Origin of the sequence: Sporosarcina sp. D27, assembly GCF_000586555.1 — a bacterium.
Lineage (GTDB): Bacteria > Bacillota > Bacilli > Bacillales_A > Planococcaceae > Sporosarcina.
This window is the reverse complement of sequence record NZ_AZUC01000047.1, coordinates 327,045-342,408: the sequence shown is the minus strand read 5'-3', so window position 1 is coordinate 342,408 and position 15,364 is coordinate 327,045. Positions and strand designations below refer to the sequence as shown.

Below are 15,364 nucleotides of genomic sequence, written 5' to 3'. Positions count from 1 at the left end.
ATGATCACTTTTTGGAGTTTATGAGCGCAATGTGTGATTTATGATCATATTTTGTGGGTTATGAGCGTTTTCGACGGTTTATGATCACTTTCACGAATTTATGAGCGAATTCCGGTATTTATGAGCAACCACTCCAAACAACGTAATAAAAACCAGCAAGGCGATGAGCCAAGCTAGTTTAGGTTATGCTTTCAATTGTCGTACGACTTCTTCATCGGGCGTAACAAAAATCGTCTTTTGCTCAAAATAGATGACAAATCCAGGTTTTGAACCATTGGGCTTTTTCACGTGACGAACTTCTGTGAAATCGACAGGAACAGAAGCAGATCCACGAGCTTTACTGAAGTAGGAAGCGAGTGTCGCGGCTTCTTGAATCGTTTTTTCACTCGGGTCTTCATCGTGTATCACAACGTGGGATCCAGGTATATCTTTTGTGTGAAGCCAAATGTGATTCCGCGCAGCAAGTTTAGAAGTCAGCCAATCATTTTGACGATTATTTTTTCCGACTGAGATTTTAACACCGTCTGAAGACTCATACGATTCCGGCATGGGCTTCTTAGGCTTCACTTTCTTCTTGCCTTTTCGAGCTTTCATGAGTCCGAGTTCCGCAAGTTCATCCCGGATTTCATCGATATCATCAGTAGATGCTTGCATGACCTGCTGTTTCACCATTTCAAAGTACTCGATGTCCTCGTGTGCTTTTTCTAATTGACTTGCGAGTTGAATCAAGGCATTTTTCGCTTTTGTATACTTTGAAAAATAGCGCTGCGCATTGTCAATCACGGATTTACGTGGATCGAGCTGAATGGTGACAGTCGTTCCTTGCTCGTAATAGTTATCAACAATCGCTTCTTTCTGTCCCTTTTCAATCGCGTAACTGTTAGCAGTGAGAAGTTCACCATACAGTTGGAAAGTATCTAGACGTCCTGCATCGTTTCGTTCTTTTTCTAGCTTTTGTACTTTTAATTTCAATTTCGCAATTTCGTTATCCAGCCAGCGCTCTAAATCGGCCGCTTGAGCTTTAACCCGTTCCCGAACTGCACGAGCAAAGTAGACTTTGTCTAGCAATTCACCAAGGGTTGGATAAACAATCTCTGCTCCTTGTACGAAAGTTAGCTCAGCTGCAGAAAATAATAACTTCCCGTCTTTTTCTAACGTGTTCGGATGGATTGGGCCAACGGAAAATATTTGGACAAATGATTGATAAATCTGGAATGCGGATTTCCCTGTTGAACTATTTATTCGATACAAGAGTTCCTCAGCATGAACGGGTGAAAATCCTGATAGCTCTTGGACAACGGCTTTCGGAGTATCAAAAGTTGGGAGCAACTGTTCAAACACTTCTTGTGTGAGTGTAAAGGGATTCCGTTTATCTTGTGGTGGAGCCGGAATATACGGTTGCCCAGGCATGATTGTGCGGTAGCTGTTTACGCTCGGAGGCAAATGTTTCATGCTATCGATAATCATATTTCGCTCAGGATCAATGAGTAAAAAGTTGCTGTGACGACCCATGATCTCAAATATGATTGCGCGTTCCATGTCGTCCCCAATTTCGTTTTTGGAGCGGATGGTAAACTTCAAGATTCGATCCGTTCCCATTTGCTCAACAGCTGTAATGGTTCCTCCTTCAAGGTGTTTTCGCAGTGTCATGCAAAACATAGGAGGCTCTTTTGGGTTTTGAATCGTTTCTTCGGTAAATTGTACGCGTGCATAGGATGGATGCACTGAAAAAAGTAATTTTCGGTTTTGACCGCCCGCACGGATAATGAATACGGTTTCTTGTGCGTTTGGTTGGTGAATCTTTGTGATTCTCCCGTTTTCAATAGTTTGTAGTTCGCGTTTCATCGCGGTTGTGAATAACCCGTCAAATGCCATGTGAATTCCTCTTTCTTTTCGTTTCCTCCATTTTAGCATTACGCGTCAAACATATGGTATAATACGAATACAAACTTCGGATCGAACTGGATTAGGGATGATTTGAATGGAGAGACTATATTAGAAGAGGGATCGCATGTTTAAACAACGAGGACTTTTGATTGTTCTTTCTGGCCCATCGGGAGTCGGAAAAGGAACTGTCCGGAAAGAGCTATTTACACAGCCGGACACCAATTATGAATATTCGATATCGATGACGACACGTCTGCCAAGAGAAGGCGAAGTGGATGGGGTCGATTATTTTTTCCGTCCACGTGAAGTATTCGAAACACTGATTGAAGAAGGTAAACTTCTTGAGCATGCGGAGTATGTTGGAAACTATTACGGGACACCACTTGATTATGTCAACGAAACTCTCGATTCCGGAAGAGATGTCTTCTTGGAAATTGAAGTAGTCGGTGCTGCACAAGTGCGGGAGAAAATGCCGGACGGGCTATTCATTTTCTTAGCCCCACCAAGTCTTTCGCATTTAGAGCAACGGCTCGTGGGCCGAGGGACTGAAGTTCTGGAAGTTATTGCATCACGTGTCGCTAAAGCGCGTGACGAGTTAGAGATGATGGACTTGTATGATTATGTAGTAGAAAATGATGAAGTAACAAAAGCCTGTGATCGCATCAATGCAATTGTCACAGCTGAGCACTGCCGAAGAGAACGTGTTGAAGAACGATATTTAGCCATGTTGGAAGGGGAATAAGACAATGTTATATCCATCTGTAGATTCACTAAAAGAGAAGATCGATTCAAAGTACACACTCGTTTCACTTGCTGCAAAGAGAGCTCGCGAAATGCAAGAAAAGAAAGATGAGCAACTCGTTTCCTACACATCACATAAAAATGTCGGTAAAGCACTTGAAGAAGTCGCAGCAGGCATGCTTCACAAACGCAAGACGGACGCTTCCGTTGTCTATGAGGACGAAATTTAAACGTACTTGAGTTGAATACACATATGGAGGCTCCCTTAGAAAATGTACTTTCTTTGGGAGTTTGTCATTTTCGGGGAGGATGAAGACGTTGTTAGCCAATAAAAAAATTTTGCTTTGTGTGACTGGTGGCATTGCTGTCTACAAAGCCGTAGCACTGGTTAGTAAATTGAGTCAATCCGGAGCGCAGGTGAAAGTGGTGATGACCCGCTCTGCGATGGAGTTTGTTCAGCCGTTATCGTTTCAAGTGATGTCTCGGAACGATGTCTATTTCGACACGTTCGATGAAAAAGATTCGTCAGTCATTGCGCATATTGACCTCGCGGATTGGGCAGATCTCATTATTGTTGCACCGACTACTGCGAATTTCATCGGTAAACTAGCAAATGGCATCGCAGATGATATGGCTTCTACCCTGTTACTTGCAGCGACAGCTCCTGTTTGGATTGCCCCTGCAATGAATGTCCATATGTATGAGCATCCAGCGGTTCTTCGGAACATTGATCGCCTCCATCGAGATGGTGTTCGATTCATCGAACCATCCGAGGGCTTTTTAGCATGTGGATATGTTGGCAAAGGCCGTCTGGAAGAGCCTGAGCGCATTGTAGAATTAGTCGATTCGTTTTTCAATGAAACACAGAAGCTTCCGCTAGCTGGAAAAAAAGTCGTCGTAACAGCAGGTCCGACATTAGAGCGGATTGATCCGGTCCGATACATTTCAAATTTTTCTAGTGGCAAGATGGGGTATGCGATGGCACAAGCTGCGGTTGAACTAGGAGCTGAGACGGTTCTTATTTCAGGACCTGTGTCGCTTGCTCCGCCAACAGGTGTAGAGCTTATTCGTGTCGAGAGTGCAGCTGAAATGCTTGATGCCGTGTTGGGTCAATATACGGATGCGGATTACGTCGTGAAATCTGCTGCGGTTGCGGATTATCGTCCAAAAACAGTACATGACCAAAAGATGAAGAAAAAAGAAGGTGCTGCTTCGTTAGAGCTGGAACGGACAACCGATATTTTGAAAACGTTAGGTGAAATGAAAACAACACAACGGCTCATCGGGTTTGCGGCAGAAACGACAGATGCCGTTACATATGGAAAAGGGAAGTTAGCGTCGAAAAATCTCGATTGGATTATAGTCAATGATGTTACAGATCCTGAAGGAGGATTTGGCAGTGATGCCAACGTCGTAACTTTAATTTCAAGGTCAGGTGTTGAGCTGTCGCTCCCGGCTATGGAGAAAAAAGAGCTTGCAAAACAACTACTCACAACAATTGTTCATGAAGGACAAGATTCCCTATGATCGCTGAAGTGATCGTGGACGTCGCAGCGTATCCGATAGATCGTCCATTTGACTACAAAATCCCTGAGCTGTTTTCTGGATTTGTTGAACCTGGGATGCGCGTGAAAGTGCCATTTGGTCCACGGAAAGTTGTAGGGTATGTCATTGCGTTGAAAGAAGAAAGTGACTTGGACATTAGTAAGATAAAACCTTTAGAAGAGCTTATCGATTTTGAACCAATCCTTTCTAAGGAGTTACTTGAGCTTTCAGAGTGGCTTGCTACAGATACACTTGCCTATCGTATTGAAGCACTTCAAGTTATGCTCCCAGCAGCAATGCGTGCAAAGTACGAGAAGTATATCCAAGTGGAGGACCTCCAAGCAATTACAGATGAGTCATTCTTGAAGATGCTTCAAAAACGAGATCGTATTCCTTTGAAAAATGCTGACACACCTGAGCTATTGAAACAATTGAAAGTGTACACTAAATCAGGTGCGGTGCATGTAGATACCCTCGTCAAGCAACAAACAACGGTCAAAAGAGTCCGTATGATTCATATAGAAAGTGCAGAAATTCTTCACCAACTGATCGGTGCGCTTAGTAAGCAGGCAGTCAAACAGCGTGAACTGATGGAGTGGATGGTGGCGTACGCTGGACAAGCGATTGAAGCAGGAAAATTGATGGCGAAAGCAAATGTATCTGCCCCAGTTCTGAAAACAGTAATTGAAAAAGGGGCTGCACAAGAAAAAAAGTTGGAAGTGTATCGTGAACCGGATGCCTTGGAATTACGGGATACTGCCATTCCGAAACAACTCACTTCTTATCAGCAAAACGCTGTAGATGAAGTACTTGATGCATTTCAATCTGGTACAGACACCACTTTCCTATTACATGGAATAACAGGGAGTGGCAAAACGGAAGTTTACTTGCGCTCTATCCAAGAAGTCCTATCAGCTGGCAAGGAAGCAATTGTACTTGTCCCTGAGATTTCATTGACACCTCAAATGACCTCTAGATTCAAGGAGCGATTTGGCGCTCAAGTCGCAGTCATGCACAGTGCATTGTCTGCAGGTGAAAAATATGATGAATGGCGTAAAATTCATCGTAAGGAAGTGAAAGTGGTCGTTGGAGCACGCTCTGCTATTTTCGCACCGTTTGAAAAACTAGGAATCATTATTCTAGATGAAGAACATGAGTCGACGTATAAGCAGGAAGATTCACCACGCTATCATGCACGAGATGTAGCGATCTGGCGGGCACAATTCAATCACTGTCCCGTTATTCTCGGCAGTGCAACTCCTGCGCTTGAATCCTATGCGCGCGCGTCAAAAGATGTGTACCGTCTACTTGAATTGCCAACGCGCGCAAAAGACCAGGAGCTACCGAACGTCAATATTGTGGATATGCGTGCTGAACTGAAAGAAGGTAACCGTTCGATGTTTTCAGTCCCATTGGCGGAAGCTATTCGGGATCGATTGGAGAAGGGCGAACAGACAGTACTGTTTTTAAACAAACGTGGATTCTCTTCGTTTGTTTTATGTAGAGATTGTGGGACAACTATTCAATGTCCGAACTGTGATATTTCTTTGACTTACCATCGAGCTACAGAGAATTTAAAATGTCATTACTGTGGTCATGAAGAACGAGTGCCTCATATCTGTCCTGAATGCGAAAGTGAGCACATTCGATTTTTCGGTACGGGCACACAAAAAGCGGAGGAAGAAATTACAAAACTCTTTCCAGAAGCGCGCGTGCTTCGTATGGATGTTGATACGACTCGGCAAAAAGGCTCGCATGCTCGACTGCTCCAGAAATTCAGTGAAGGACAAGCGGATATTTTACTCGGAACACAAATGATAGCCAAAGGACTCGATTTTCCGAATATCACGTTGGTCGGTGTCTTAGCGGCGGATACCACTCTCCATCTGGCAGATTTCAGAGCTGCGGAAAAAACGTTCCAATTGCTGACACAAGTGAGTGGTAGGGCAGGACGTCATGATTTGGAAGGGGAAGTATTTGTCCAAACGTACACCCCCGAACACTACGCGATTGAACTTGCTAAAGCTCAAGTGTATGAACCGTTTTATCAGATGGAGATGAGTACTAGGAAGCAATTTGGGTACCCGCCGTTTTACTACATCGTCAATGTTCAATTTAGCCATGAAGACTTAATGAAAGTTGTGGGATATGCTGAAAAAGCAGTGCGATTTTTGGCTGACGGGTTAAGTCCGGAAAGCGTCATTATCGGTCCGACAGCTTCTGCCATAAGTCGGGTGAATAATAGATATCGCTATCAATGTTTGATAAAATACAAAAAAGAACCGAAACTGACAGAGACGCTACAAGCACTCATTCGCTTTTACCGAACAGATTGGATAAAAGATGGATTACTGCTTTCTGTTGATAAATCACCTGTCGTAATTTACTGAGTAGGAACAAGAAAAGAGGAATTTGTTTGACTGTACTAGAAATTGTTAAATATCCAGCTGAAATATTAGAAACGAAAACTAAAGAAGTGACGAAATTTGACCGGAGCTTACATCGGTTGTTGGACGATATGATGGAAACGATGATTGCTGCTGATGGCGTAGGAATAGCAGCACCGCAAGTCGGTCACTCGATCCGCGCTGCAATTGTGGATATCGGCGAAGGAGATCCACCTATTGAACTTATCAATCCAATCATTACAGCAATTGGTGGAGAAGATGTGGACTTGGAAGGCTGCCTCAGCTTCCCAGATTTGTACGGTGAAGTGAAAAGACCTTTCTTTGTCCGAGTAGAAGCCCAAGAACGCGATGGCTCGCTTTATGAATTGGAAGCTGAAAGCTTTGAAGCACGTGCCATTATGCATGAAATTGATCACTTAGATGGCATTTTGTTCAATAAGAAAATCAGCCGAATTGTCGATGCTTCTGAATTTGAAGAATTGGACGAAGAACTTGTTCAACTTGAGAAGGACGGTGAAGGGATTGAATAAGCTTTTATTTATGGGAACTCCTGATTTTTCAGCCCCTATTTTAAGTATGCTTCATGAAGAAGGGTATTCAATTGTCGGAGTTGTGACTCAACCTGATAGACCTGTTGGCCGAAAGCGCGTCTTGACACCACCTCCTGTGAAAGCGGAAGCATTGCGTCTAGGGCTTCCTGTCATTCAACCTGAAAAATTGAAAGGCTCCGCTGAGTTGGAAGAGATAAAAGCGCTTGCTCCGGACTTGATCGTCACCGCGGCATTTGGTCAGATTTTGCCAAAAGAATTGCTTGATGTTCCTAGATTAGGGTGTATCAATGTCCACGCTTCCTTGCTTCCAGCGTATCGTGGTGGAGCACCAATTCATCAAGCAGTCATGGATGGGTGCACAGAAACGGGTGTAACGATTATGTATATGGTAGAAAAACTCGATGCAGGTGACATCATTTCACAAGCGACATCACCGATTTTATCAACCGATGATACAGGGAGTATGTTTGAAAAATTATCACTTACTGGAGAAAAGTTGTTAAAAGAGACATTGCCTTCTATTTTGGAAGGGACGAATGCAAGCATTCCACAAGATGAAGCACTTGTCACATTTGCGAAAAACATTTCACGCGAACAAGAACGGATTGACTGGACACGTAAAGGAACGGAGATTCATAACCAAGTAAGAGGGCTCACACCATGGCCGACAGCTTATACGACATTCGGCGGTGAAAACGTGAAAGTTTGGAAGACGGAAATGATACCGACTACAATAGATGGTAAACCAGGTGAAATCATAGAGTTAACAAAGGAACACATTCTTGTGAAGTCCGGTGATGACACAGCTGTTTCGATTACGGAGTTACAGCCTTCAGGAAAAAAACGCATGACTGCAACCGTCTTTTTAAACGGATCAGGTAGCCAGTGGAAAAAAGGAGATCTGTTCCTATGACAGCAAAGAAGAAGGACATATGGAAAGGAAACGTCCGCGATGCGGCACTTTCCATTCTGTTAGAAGTCAGCCGTAACCAAGCATACAGTAACTTATTATTAACACGTACCATGAAAACGTATGCCATTAAAGACCAAGATAAGCCGTTATTGACGAATTTAACGTACGGCACCTTACAATATCGTCTTACATTAGACTATTATCTAGAGCCATTTATTAAAGGGAAGCTGGATGATTGGGTTCGGGACCTGCTACGCATGTCGCTCTATCAAATTGTCTACCTAACAAAAATACCGCCACACGCAGCGGTCAATGAAGCTGTAGAAATTGCCAAGCGACGTGGTCATAAAGGAACGACAGGACTCGTAAACGGTGTCCTTCGATCAGTATTACGTCAAGGCGTCCATCCTATTAGTGAAGAACAGGATGATGTTAAACGACTATCGCTTGAAACAAGTCATCCGGAATGGCTGATCCGTCGTTGGATTGATCAGTATGGCATGAAAGATACAGCTGAGATGGCGCAAGCGAACAATGTGCCCCCTACGAATACTGCACGTATCAACACCGTACAGACAACTATTGAAAAAGCGTTACACCAGTTAAAAAGCGAAGGGGCAAAAGTTGAATTAGGTAAAGTCGTACCAGAAGCGGTTTATTGTCACTCAGGTAATATCGCAAACACATATACGTATACAAAAGGCTGGCTCACTATTCAAGATGAAAGCTCAATGCTACCTGTTTATGCTCTTGATGTGCATCCAGGAATGAAAGTACTAGATATGTGTGCAGCACCTGGTGGAAAAACGACGCAAATCGCTGAACATTTAGCGGATACAGGAGAAGTTCATGCGCACGATCTGCATGAGCACAAACTGGAGTTGATCGAAGAAAATGCTGAGAGATTGGGCCTTAAGTCAATCTGGACTTCAAGTGGGGATAGTCGTGAACTAAATGACACGTATGCACCGAACACTTTCGACCGGATTTTAGTAGATGCACCATGTAGTGGGCTTGGTGTTATCCGTAGAAAGCCGGAGATTAAATATAACAAGACAGAAGCGGACCTTGAATCACTCACAAAAATCCAAGCAGAGTTACTTGAAACAGCTTGGACACTCGTCAAGCCAGGTGGGAAAATTGTCTATAGTACATGTACTGTCGATAAAACCGAAAATGATGGAGTTGTTCTGCAATTTTTAGAGCGTCATCCTGAAGCTGTGAAATTGGTTCCGGAATTCTTCGAAGAAGCTGGACTCGCGACACCGAACGGCATGCTACAAGTATTGCCGCAACACTTTGGTAGTGATGGATTTTTTGCAGCTACCTTGCAAAAACCAGCTAGTAACGACTAAAAAGACGTACAGGGATGGGGGAAGGGCAATGCATTTCAGTGTACGAACCGATATAGGTAGAAAACGCACGTTCAACGAAGACCAAGCTGCTGTATTTGTACTCGATAACGGCTATGCACTCGCTGTCATTGCTGACGGTATGGGTGGTCATCGTAGTGGTGATGTCGCAAGTGCAATGGCTGTCTCCTTAATAGGAGAGCATTTCAGCAAATTAGGTTCTGATCTACCACAATCCAAGGAGACATGGATTGTATGGCTAAATTCAATCATTCGTAAAGTGAACCAGCTAATTTTTGAAAAAGCACAATCGTCTCCTGAACATGAAGGAATGGGAACAACGCTAGAAGCGGTAGTCATTGCAGAAGGAAGTTGTTACATCGCACACGTTGGGGATAGCCGGGTCTACTCAGTAAGTTCTGAAACTATTACTCAGCAGACTATGGATCATTCTTACGTAAATGCACTCCTAGCCAGTGGCGAAATCACAGAAGAAGAAGCGGAAGTACATCCTCAACGAAATTGGATTATGCGGGCTGTCGGTTCTGAGCGGGACATCGAGCCTGAATTTTATCATGTACCATTTACTCAAGGAGATTATTTGTTATTGTGCACAGATGGTCTAAGTAACAAAGTAGAGGCTGAAATGATGAGGGAAATCATTGTTGCTAAAAACACACTAGAAGAAAAAGTGATTCGACTTATTGATGTGGCTAACGAAAGAGGTGGGGAGGACAACATTACTGCGGTATTGCTTGCTCCTTCAAATCCAGGAGTAGGTGCCCTATGATTGGTAATCGAATTGGAGACCGCTATGATATCATCGGCACAATCGGTGAAGGTGGAATGTCAAAAGTATACGTAGCACATGATGTTATTTTGGACCGGGATGTAGCCATTAAAGTTTTGAACTATGATTTTGCGAACGAAGAAGAGTTGAAACGCAGATTTCAACGTGAAGCGCTTTCTGCTACCAGTTTAACCCACGCGAACATCGTCAATATTTTTGATGTGGGAGAAGAAGGAGAGCTTCATTACTTAGTGATGGAATATGTGAAAGGACTGACACTAAAGCGCTTTATTTTAGAAAACGGTCCACTCGAACCTGAAAAAGCGATCCCCATTATGTTACAGCTTGTTTCAGCCATTTCCAATGCTCATCATAATGGAATTATTCATCGTGATGTGAAGCCGCAAAATATTCTAATGGATGAAGACGGAAATGTGAAGATCACAGACTTCGGAATTGCGATGGCGCTTACAGCAACATCCCATACGAAAACGAATTCCGTGCTTGGAACCGTTCATTATCTATCACCAGAACAAGCACGAGGTGGTATGGCAACTAAGAAATCTGACGTGTACTCGTTAGGCATTGTCTTTTACGAATTACTAACAGGGAAGCTCCCATTCTCAGCGGAATCAGCAGTGGCGATTGCACTCAAGCATCTTCAAGAAGAAACTCCCTCTGTGAGAGCTGATTTCCCGATGATCCCGCAAAGTGTGGAAAATATTATTTTAAAAGCAACCGCAAAAGACGCTAGACATCGATATGTCTCAGCGGATGAAATGTATGAGGACTTGCTGACAGCGCTTAACCCGTCCCGTTCCAACGAACCAAAATTCACGATTCCGTTCGATGAGGACGAAACACGAGCACTTCCTGTTATTAAAGATGCACCGAATTTACTGGATTCTGAACAGACGGTGAAAATGGAGCCGGTTCGAATAGAGCCAGAGCCGGTGAAACCTGAACCTGTCCCTCAAAAGAAAAAACGTAAAAAGTGGCCAATTTTTGCTAGCATTGCGATTCTAATCGCTGCTGCAATCGCAGTCCTTTATATTACTGGTGTGTTCGATCAAAAAGTGACTGTACCTGACGTATTAGGTAAAGATGAGGCAGATGCAATCGCACTCCTTGAAGATAGTGGTTTTGTTGTTGACGACAAAGTTCCGCAACCATCTGAGGAATATGAAAAAGGTGAAGTTTTCCGAACGATACCGGAAGCAAACAAAGAGCGTGATAAAGGTAGTAAGGTCAAGTTGTACATTAGTACAGGTAAAGAAACGATGACCTTTAGTGATTACACGGATAGAGATTATAATTCCATTAAAGAACGACTGGAAACTTATGAATTCAAGTCTGTTAACTCAGAAGAGATTTATGATGATCGGCCTGAGGGAACCATCTTGAGTCAAGATCCTGAGCCGGATTCAGAAGTAGTTCCGAGTGAAACGGATGTTGTTTTTACTGTAAGTAAAGGCCCGGAGACGAGAACGTTGGAAAGTTTGATCGGCTTCACTGACGATCAGTTGAATGCTTATGCAACTTCTTCCGGTTTCAATATCATTGTCGTCAAAAAGAGTAATTCGGACACCATTCCTGAAGGACAGGTTATGAAACAAGATCCCTCTGCTAGTCAGTCGCTACCTATCGGATCGAAAGTCAACGTAACGGTTTCGAAAGGGCCAGCTAAAAAGCCCGTTAAAACTTTCGTGAAGCGTGTCAAAATTCCTTACGAAGTGTTGGAGGATGATGGATCATCTGATGATGGGGAAGAAGAGCGAGTCCCTCAAACTGTTCGTATCTACATTCAAGACCGTAAGAATTCCATGACTGATCCAGTAAAGGAATTTGAAATAACAGAGGACAAAGAGGAACAAATTACCGTAGAGCTGGAAGAAGGTCAACGAGGCGGCTATAAAATTCTTCGAGGAACAACAATTATCGAAGAAAGGACGTTTGACTACAAAGATGTTCAATAAGGATGGGGATAGGATGCCGGAAGGTCAAATTAGAAAAGCGATTAGTGGGTTTTATTATGTGAAGTACGATGGAGGTACGGTGCGCTGTAGAGGAAGAGGCGTATTTCGAAAGCGGAAGATCACTCCGCTTGTCGGAGACTGGGTAACGTACGTGCAAGAAGGGGAAGAAGATGCGACGATTACTGAAGTTCATCCACGAAAAAATGAATTAGTACGCCCGCCTGTCTCCAATATTGACTTGGCGCTACTCGCTGTCTCTATCGTAGAGCCAACGTTCAGTTCTAACTTGTTGGATCGCTTTCTTGTCCTTGTTGAATCTCATCACATTGAGCCCGTTATCTGTTTAACCAAAAAAGATAAAGCGGATGAAGCTGAGTTGCAGGCAGCTGAAGAGACGGCTGCGTATTACCGGTCGATCGGTTACTCGGTCCTGATGACTTCTATTGACGAACCCGGGCTCTTGGAAAAGTTACGTCCTTATTTAGAGGGACAGACTACTGTTCTTGCTGGTCAATCTGGGGTTGGAAAATCGACATTGTTGAATACGTTATTACCTAATCTATCCCTTGAAACAGGTGAGATTTCGGAATCACTTGGACGAGGTAAACATACAACACGTCATGTTGAATTACATGAAGTGGGTGGTGGTTTAGTGGCAGATACACCTGGGTTTAGTTCTTTGGAATTTGAAACCCTTGAAAAACAGGAATTGGGAAGCTGTTTTCCTGAGTTCCTTGAAGCCTCGGAACAATGTAAATTTAGAGGATGCCTGCACTTGAAAGAACCTTCTTGTGAAGTGAAAAGACAGGTGGAATCCGGCGAGATCCTTCAAAGCCGATATAATCATTACTTGCAGTTCTTGCAGGAAATATCTGATAGAAAGCCGAGGTATTGAATAGAATGTTAAAAATAGCACCCTCTATCTTATCAGCGGATTTTGCAAAGCTTGGGGAAGAAATAAAAGAAGTGGAGCAAGGAGGCGCAGATTGGATTCACGTCGATGTGATGGACGGTCATTTTGTCCCGAATATTACAATTGGACCTTTAATTGTTGAAGCAATCCGCCCCGTTACAACCTTGCCATTAGATGTGCACTTGATGATTGAAGAACCAGATCGCTACATTGAGCAATTTGCAAAAGCAGGAGCGGATTACATTACGGTTCACGTTGAGGCATGTCGTCATCTGCACAGAACGATTCAGCTAATCCGTTCTCACGGAGTGAAACCAGGAGTTGTGTTAAATCCACATACTCCTGTTGAAACGATTCTCCATGTGCTTGAGGATATTGACCTTGTTCTATTCATGACAGTGAATCCTGGATTTGGCGGACAGAAGTTCATAACTTCTGTCGTTCCTAAAGTCAAACAACTCTCTGATATTATTAAAGAGCGTAATCTCTCCATTGAGATAGAAATTGACGGAGGAATCACACCCGAAACGATTGGGACGTGTGTAGAGGCAGGCGCAACTGTATTTGTTGCAGGGTCAGCGGTTTATAATCAGGATGACCGTGCTGCAGCAATCCAAAGTATCCGTACTGCAGGGGAAAAGGCGCAAACCAAGTGAAGACGATCATAATATGTGCAGGGGGGCCAGAGGAAGAAATTATCCCTCTGGCTCTCTTTTTAGATGAAGAGACAGAGTTCATAGGGGCAGATCGTGGCACTCTCCAATTGCTAGATGCAGGAATCGTTCCATTGGCAGCGGTTGGAGACTTCGATTCGGTCTGTGAAGAGGAAATGAAAAGAGTTGAAGCAACAGGTTGTGTCATTGAAAAACGACCTCCCGAAAAAGATGAGACCGATACTGAACTGGCATTGAACCTTGCTTATTCAAAGAACCCGGATAAGATTATTTTGACAGGAGTAACAGGGGGACGTCTAGACCATATGTTTTCCGCAGTACAACTCTTAGTTCGCAATGCTGCGCAGAATCCATCCACACAATTGACCCTAGCGAACAGACAAAATGAGCTGACACTTCTTCAAAAAGGTCCTCATATCATTAGGAAGAATGAGCAGTTTCCGTATCTATCTTTCTTTAGTATAACGGAGGTTGTGAAGGGATTGACGCTGACAGGTGTGAAATATGAAGTCTTCTCTGAAGATATCCATCTTGGAGATACTCGCTTCACAAGCAACGAGATTATTGCACCATCTTGTACTATCTCCATGAAAGCAGGCATATGTTTAATGGTAAGGAGCTCAGATTCCTGAAAGGAGTGGGGAGTTGCGGATTTATACTTTTACATTGCCTAAGTTTGTAAGTGGAATTGTACGAAAGTGCATGGTCGTGTTTTCTAAGGAGGATACAGCGAAAGCGAAATCGACCTCTACAGCATCTAAGAAGCGAAAAAAGCGACATGAAAAAACGCCGGGCTGAATTTCAGCCTGGCGTTTTTATTCGTTGCGGTCTATTATACGCGTTGAACTTTACCTGATTTAAGTGCGCGGGCAGATACCCAAACACGCTTCGGCTTGCCGTTTACAAGAATACGGACTTTTTGAAGGTTCGCACCCCAAGTACGTTTGCTAGAGTTCATTGCGTGGGAACGATTATTCCCTGCACGTGCTTTGCGACCAGTAATTACACATTCCTTAGCCATTTTATTACCTCCTCGCGAATGATGATTAAGCGTTTCACTTATAATTCGCATACTAGATTAATTTATCATATCCGTCTATCCCATGCAAGCTTTTTTCTCTGTTCTCTCAAGCAATTTTCCTTTACACGTTAAAGAAAACGCTTGCTTTCTTTTCTTATAGGCTTGTATATAGTACAATATGAACAGTGAAACTGGATTCAGGAGGGATAACGGCATGTCAATTCAAATGGAAAACGATTATGGGAAAATTGATATAACGAATGAGACAATCGCCCGGATCGTCGGTGAAGCTACAATAGAGTGCTACGGGGTTGTAGGAATGGCCTCTAGACATCAAATTCGGGACGGACTGACAGAAATTCTGAGAAAAGAGAACTTCGGTAGAGGTGTCATCGTTAGAAACGCAGGTGCTGATACACAAATTGATTTGTATATTATTGTCGGTTACGGGACAAAAATTACTGAAGTTGCCTACCAAGTACAATCCAAAGTACAGTATACACTTAAAAAATCACTCGGGATGAAAATCGGTTCCGTCAATATTTATGTACAGGGCGTTCGTGTGACGAACCCGTGAAGGAGGAACACAGTTC

Annotated in this window: 16 protein-coding genes; 14 read left to right on the top strand and 2 right to left on the bottom strand. The window is 43.4% G+C overall.

The genetic code is table 11. The annotated features are described in order from the left end of the window. Nucleotides 1-183: 183 nt before the first annotated feature. A complete protein-coding gene (locus N693_RS0112305) occupies nucleotides 184-1,875 on the bottom strand; it encodes an NFACT family protein (RefSeq protein WP_025785114.1) in 1,692 nt (563 codons plus the stop codon). 136 nt (nucleotides 1,876-2,011) lie between these two features. Between N693_RS0112305 and gmk the strand changes: the two genes are divergently transcribed. The 13 genes from gmk to spoVM all read left to right on the top strand — a co-directional run bounded on the left by gmk (nucleotide 2,012) and on the right by spoVM (nucleotide 14,548). Beyond that, nucleotides 2,012-2,629: a guanylate kinase gene (gene gmk / locus N693_RS0112300; RefSeq protein WP_025785113.1), complete on the top strand. Its 618-nt coding sequence runs from the start codon at nucleotides 2,012-2,014 to the stop codon at nucleotides 2,627-2,629. A gap of 4 nt (nucleotides 2,630-2,633) precedes the next feature. Beyond that, nucleotides 2,634-2,858, top strand: coding sequence for a DNA-directed RNA polymerase subunit omega (rpoZ, locus tag N693_RS0112295; protein WP_025785112.1), 225 nt, complete (start codon nucleotides 2,634-2,636; stop codon nucleotides 2,856-2,858). A gap of 88 nt (nucleotides 2,859-2,946) precedes the next feature. Beyond that, nucleotides 2,947-4,155: a bifunctional phosphopantothenoylcysteine decarboxylase/phosphopantothenate--cysteine ligase CoaBC gene (gene coaBC / locus N693_RS0112290; RefSeq protein ID WP_025785111.1), complete on the top strand. Its 1,209-nt coding sequence runs from the start codon at nucleotides 2,947-2,949 to the stop codon at nucleotides 4,153-4,155. Next, nucleotides 4,152-6,563: a primosomal protein N' gene (gene priA, locus N693_RS0112285; RefSeq protein WP_025785110.1), complete on the top strand. Its 2,412-nt coding sequence runs from the start codon at nucleotides 4,152-4,154 to the stop codon at nucleotides 6,561-6,563. The genes coaBC and priA overlap by 4 nt, the downstream gene beginning before the upstream one ends. Nucleotides 6,564-6,589: 26 nt before the next feature. After that, nucleotides 6,590-7,111, top strand: coding sequence for a peptide deformylase (def, locus tag N693_RS0112280; protein ID WP_025785109.1), 522 nt, complete (start codon nucleotides 6,590-6,592; stop codon nucleotides 7,109-7,111). Continuing rightward, on the top strand, nucleotides 7,104-8,045 hold the full coding sequence (gene fmt, locus N693_RS0112275) for a methionyl-tRNA formyltransferase (RefSeq protein ID WP_025785108.1): 942 nt from the start codon (nucleotides 7,104-7,106) through the stop codon (nucleotides 8,043-8,045). The genes def and fmt overlap by 8 nt, the downstream gene beginning before the upstream one ends. Beyond that, nucleotides 8,042-9,400, top strand: coding sequence for a 16S rRNA (cytosine(967)-C(5))-methyltransferase RsmB (gene rsmB, locus N693_RS0112270; RefSeq protein WP_025785107.1), 1,359 nt, complete (start codon nucleotides 8,042-8,044; stop codon nucleotides 9,398-9,400). Before fmt ends, rsmB begins: the two co-directional genes overlap by 4 nt. Nucleotides 9,401-9,428: 28 nt before the next feature. After that, nucleotides 9,429-10,187 (top strand): Stp1/IreP family PP2C-type Ser/Thr phosphatase, encoded by a 759-nt coding sequence (locus tag N693_RS0112265; protein WP_025785106.1) that lies wholly within the window; start codon nucleotides 9,429-9,431, stop codon nucleotides 10,185-10,187. Then, nucleotides 10,184-12,163, top strand: coding sequence for a Stk1 family PASTA domain-containing Ser/Thr kinase (pknB, locus tag N693_RS0112260; RefSeq protein WP_025785105.1), 1,980 nt, complete (start codon nucleotides 10,184-10,186; stop codon nucleotides 12,161-12,163). The genes N693_RS0112265 and pknB overlap by 4 nt, the downstream gene beginning before the upstream one ends. 13 nt (nucleotides 12,164-12,176) lie before the next feature. Beyond that, complete coding sequence (gene rsgA, locus N693_RS0112255; protein WP_025785104.1) at nucleotides 12,177-13,058, top strand: ribosome small subunit-dependent GTPase A; 882 nt, start codon at nucleotides 12,177-12,179, stop codon at nucleotides 13,056-13,058. A gap of 5 nt (nucleotides 13,059-13,063) precedes the next feature. Then, entirely contained in the window at nucleotides 13,064-13,732 is a 669-nt protein-coding gene (rpe, locus tag N693_RS0112250; protein WP_025785103.1) for a ribulose-phosphate 3-epimerase, read from the top strand. After that, complete coding sequence (locus N693_RS0112245; protein ID WP_025785102.1) at nucleotides 13,729-14,382, top strand: thiamine diphosphokinase; 654 nt, start codon at nucleotides 13,729-13,731, stop codon at nucleotides 14,380-14,382. Before rpe ends, N693_RS0112245 begins: the two co-directional genes overlap by 4 nt. 13 nt (nucleotides 14,383-14,395) lie before the next feature. Further along, entirely contained in the window at nucleotides 14,396-14,548 is a 153-nt protein-coding gene (spoVM, locus tag N693_RS20240; protein ID WP_156028917.1) for a stage V sporulation protein SpoVM, read from the top strand. A gap of 34 nt (nucleotides 14,549-14,582) precedes the next feature. On the opposite strand, the gene rpmB is transcribed toward spoVM, so the two are convergent. Continuing rightward, complete coding sequence (gene rpmB, locus N693_RS0112235; RefSeq protein WP_025785101.1) at nucleotides 14,583-14,771, bottom strand: 50S ribosomal protein L28; 189 nt, start codon at nucleotides 14,769-14,771, stop codon at nucleotides 14,583-14,585. 214 nt (nucleotides 14,772-14,985) lie between these two features. Here rpmB and N693_RS0112230 point away from each other — a divergent pair, with 214 nt between their 5' ends. After that, a complete protein-coding gene (locus tag N693_RS0112230; RefSeq protein WP_025785100.1) occupies nucleotides 14,986-15,348 on the top strand; it encodes an Asp23/Gls24 family envelope stress response protein in 363 nt (120 codons plus the stop codon). Nucleotides 15,349-15,364: the final 16 nt, after the last annotated feature.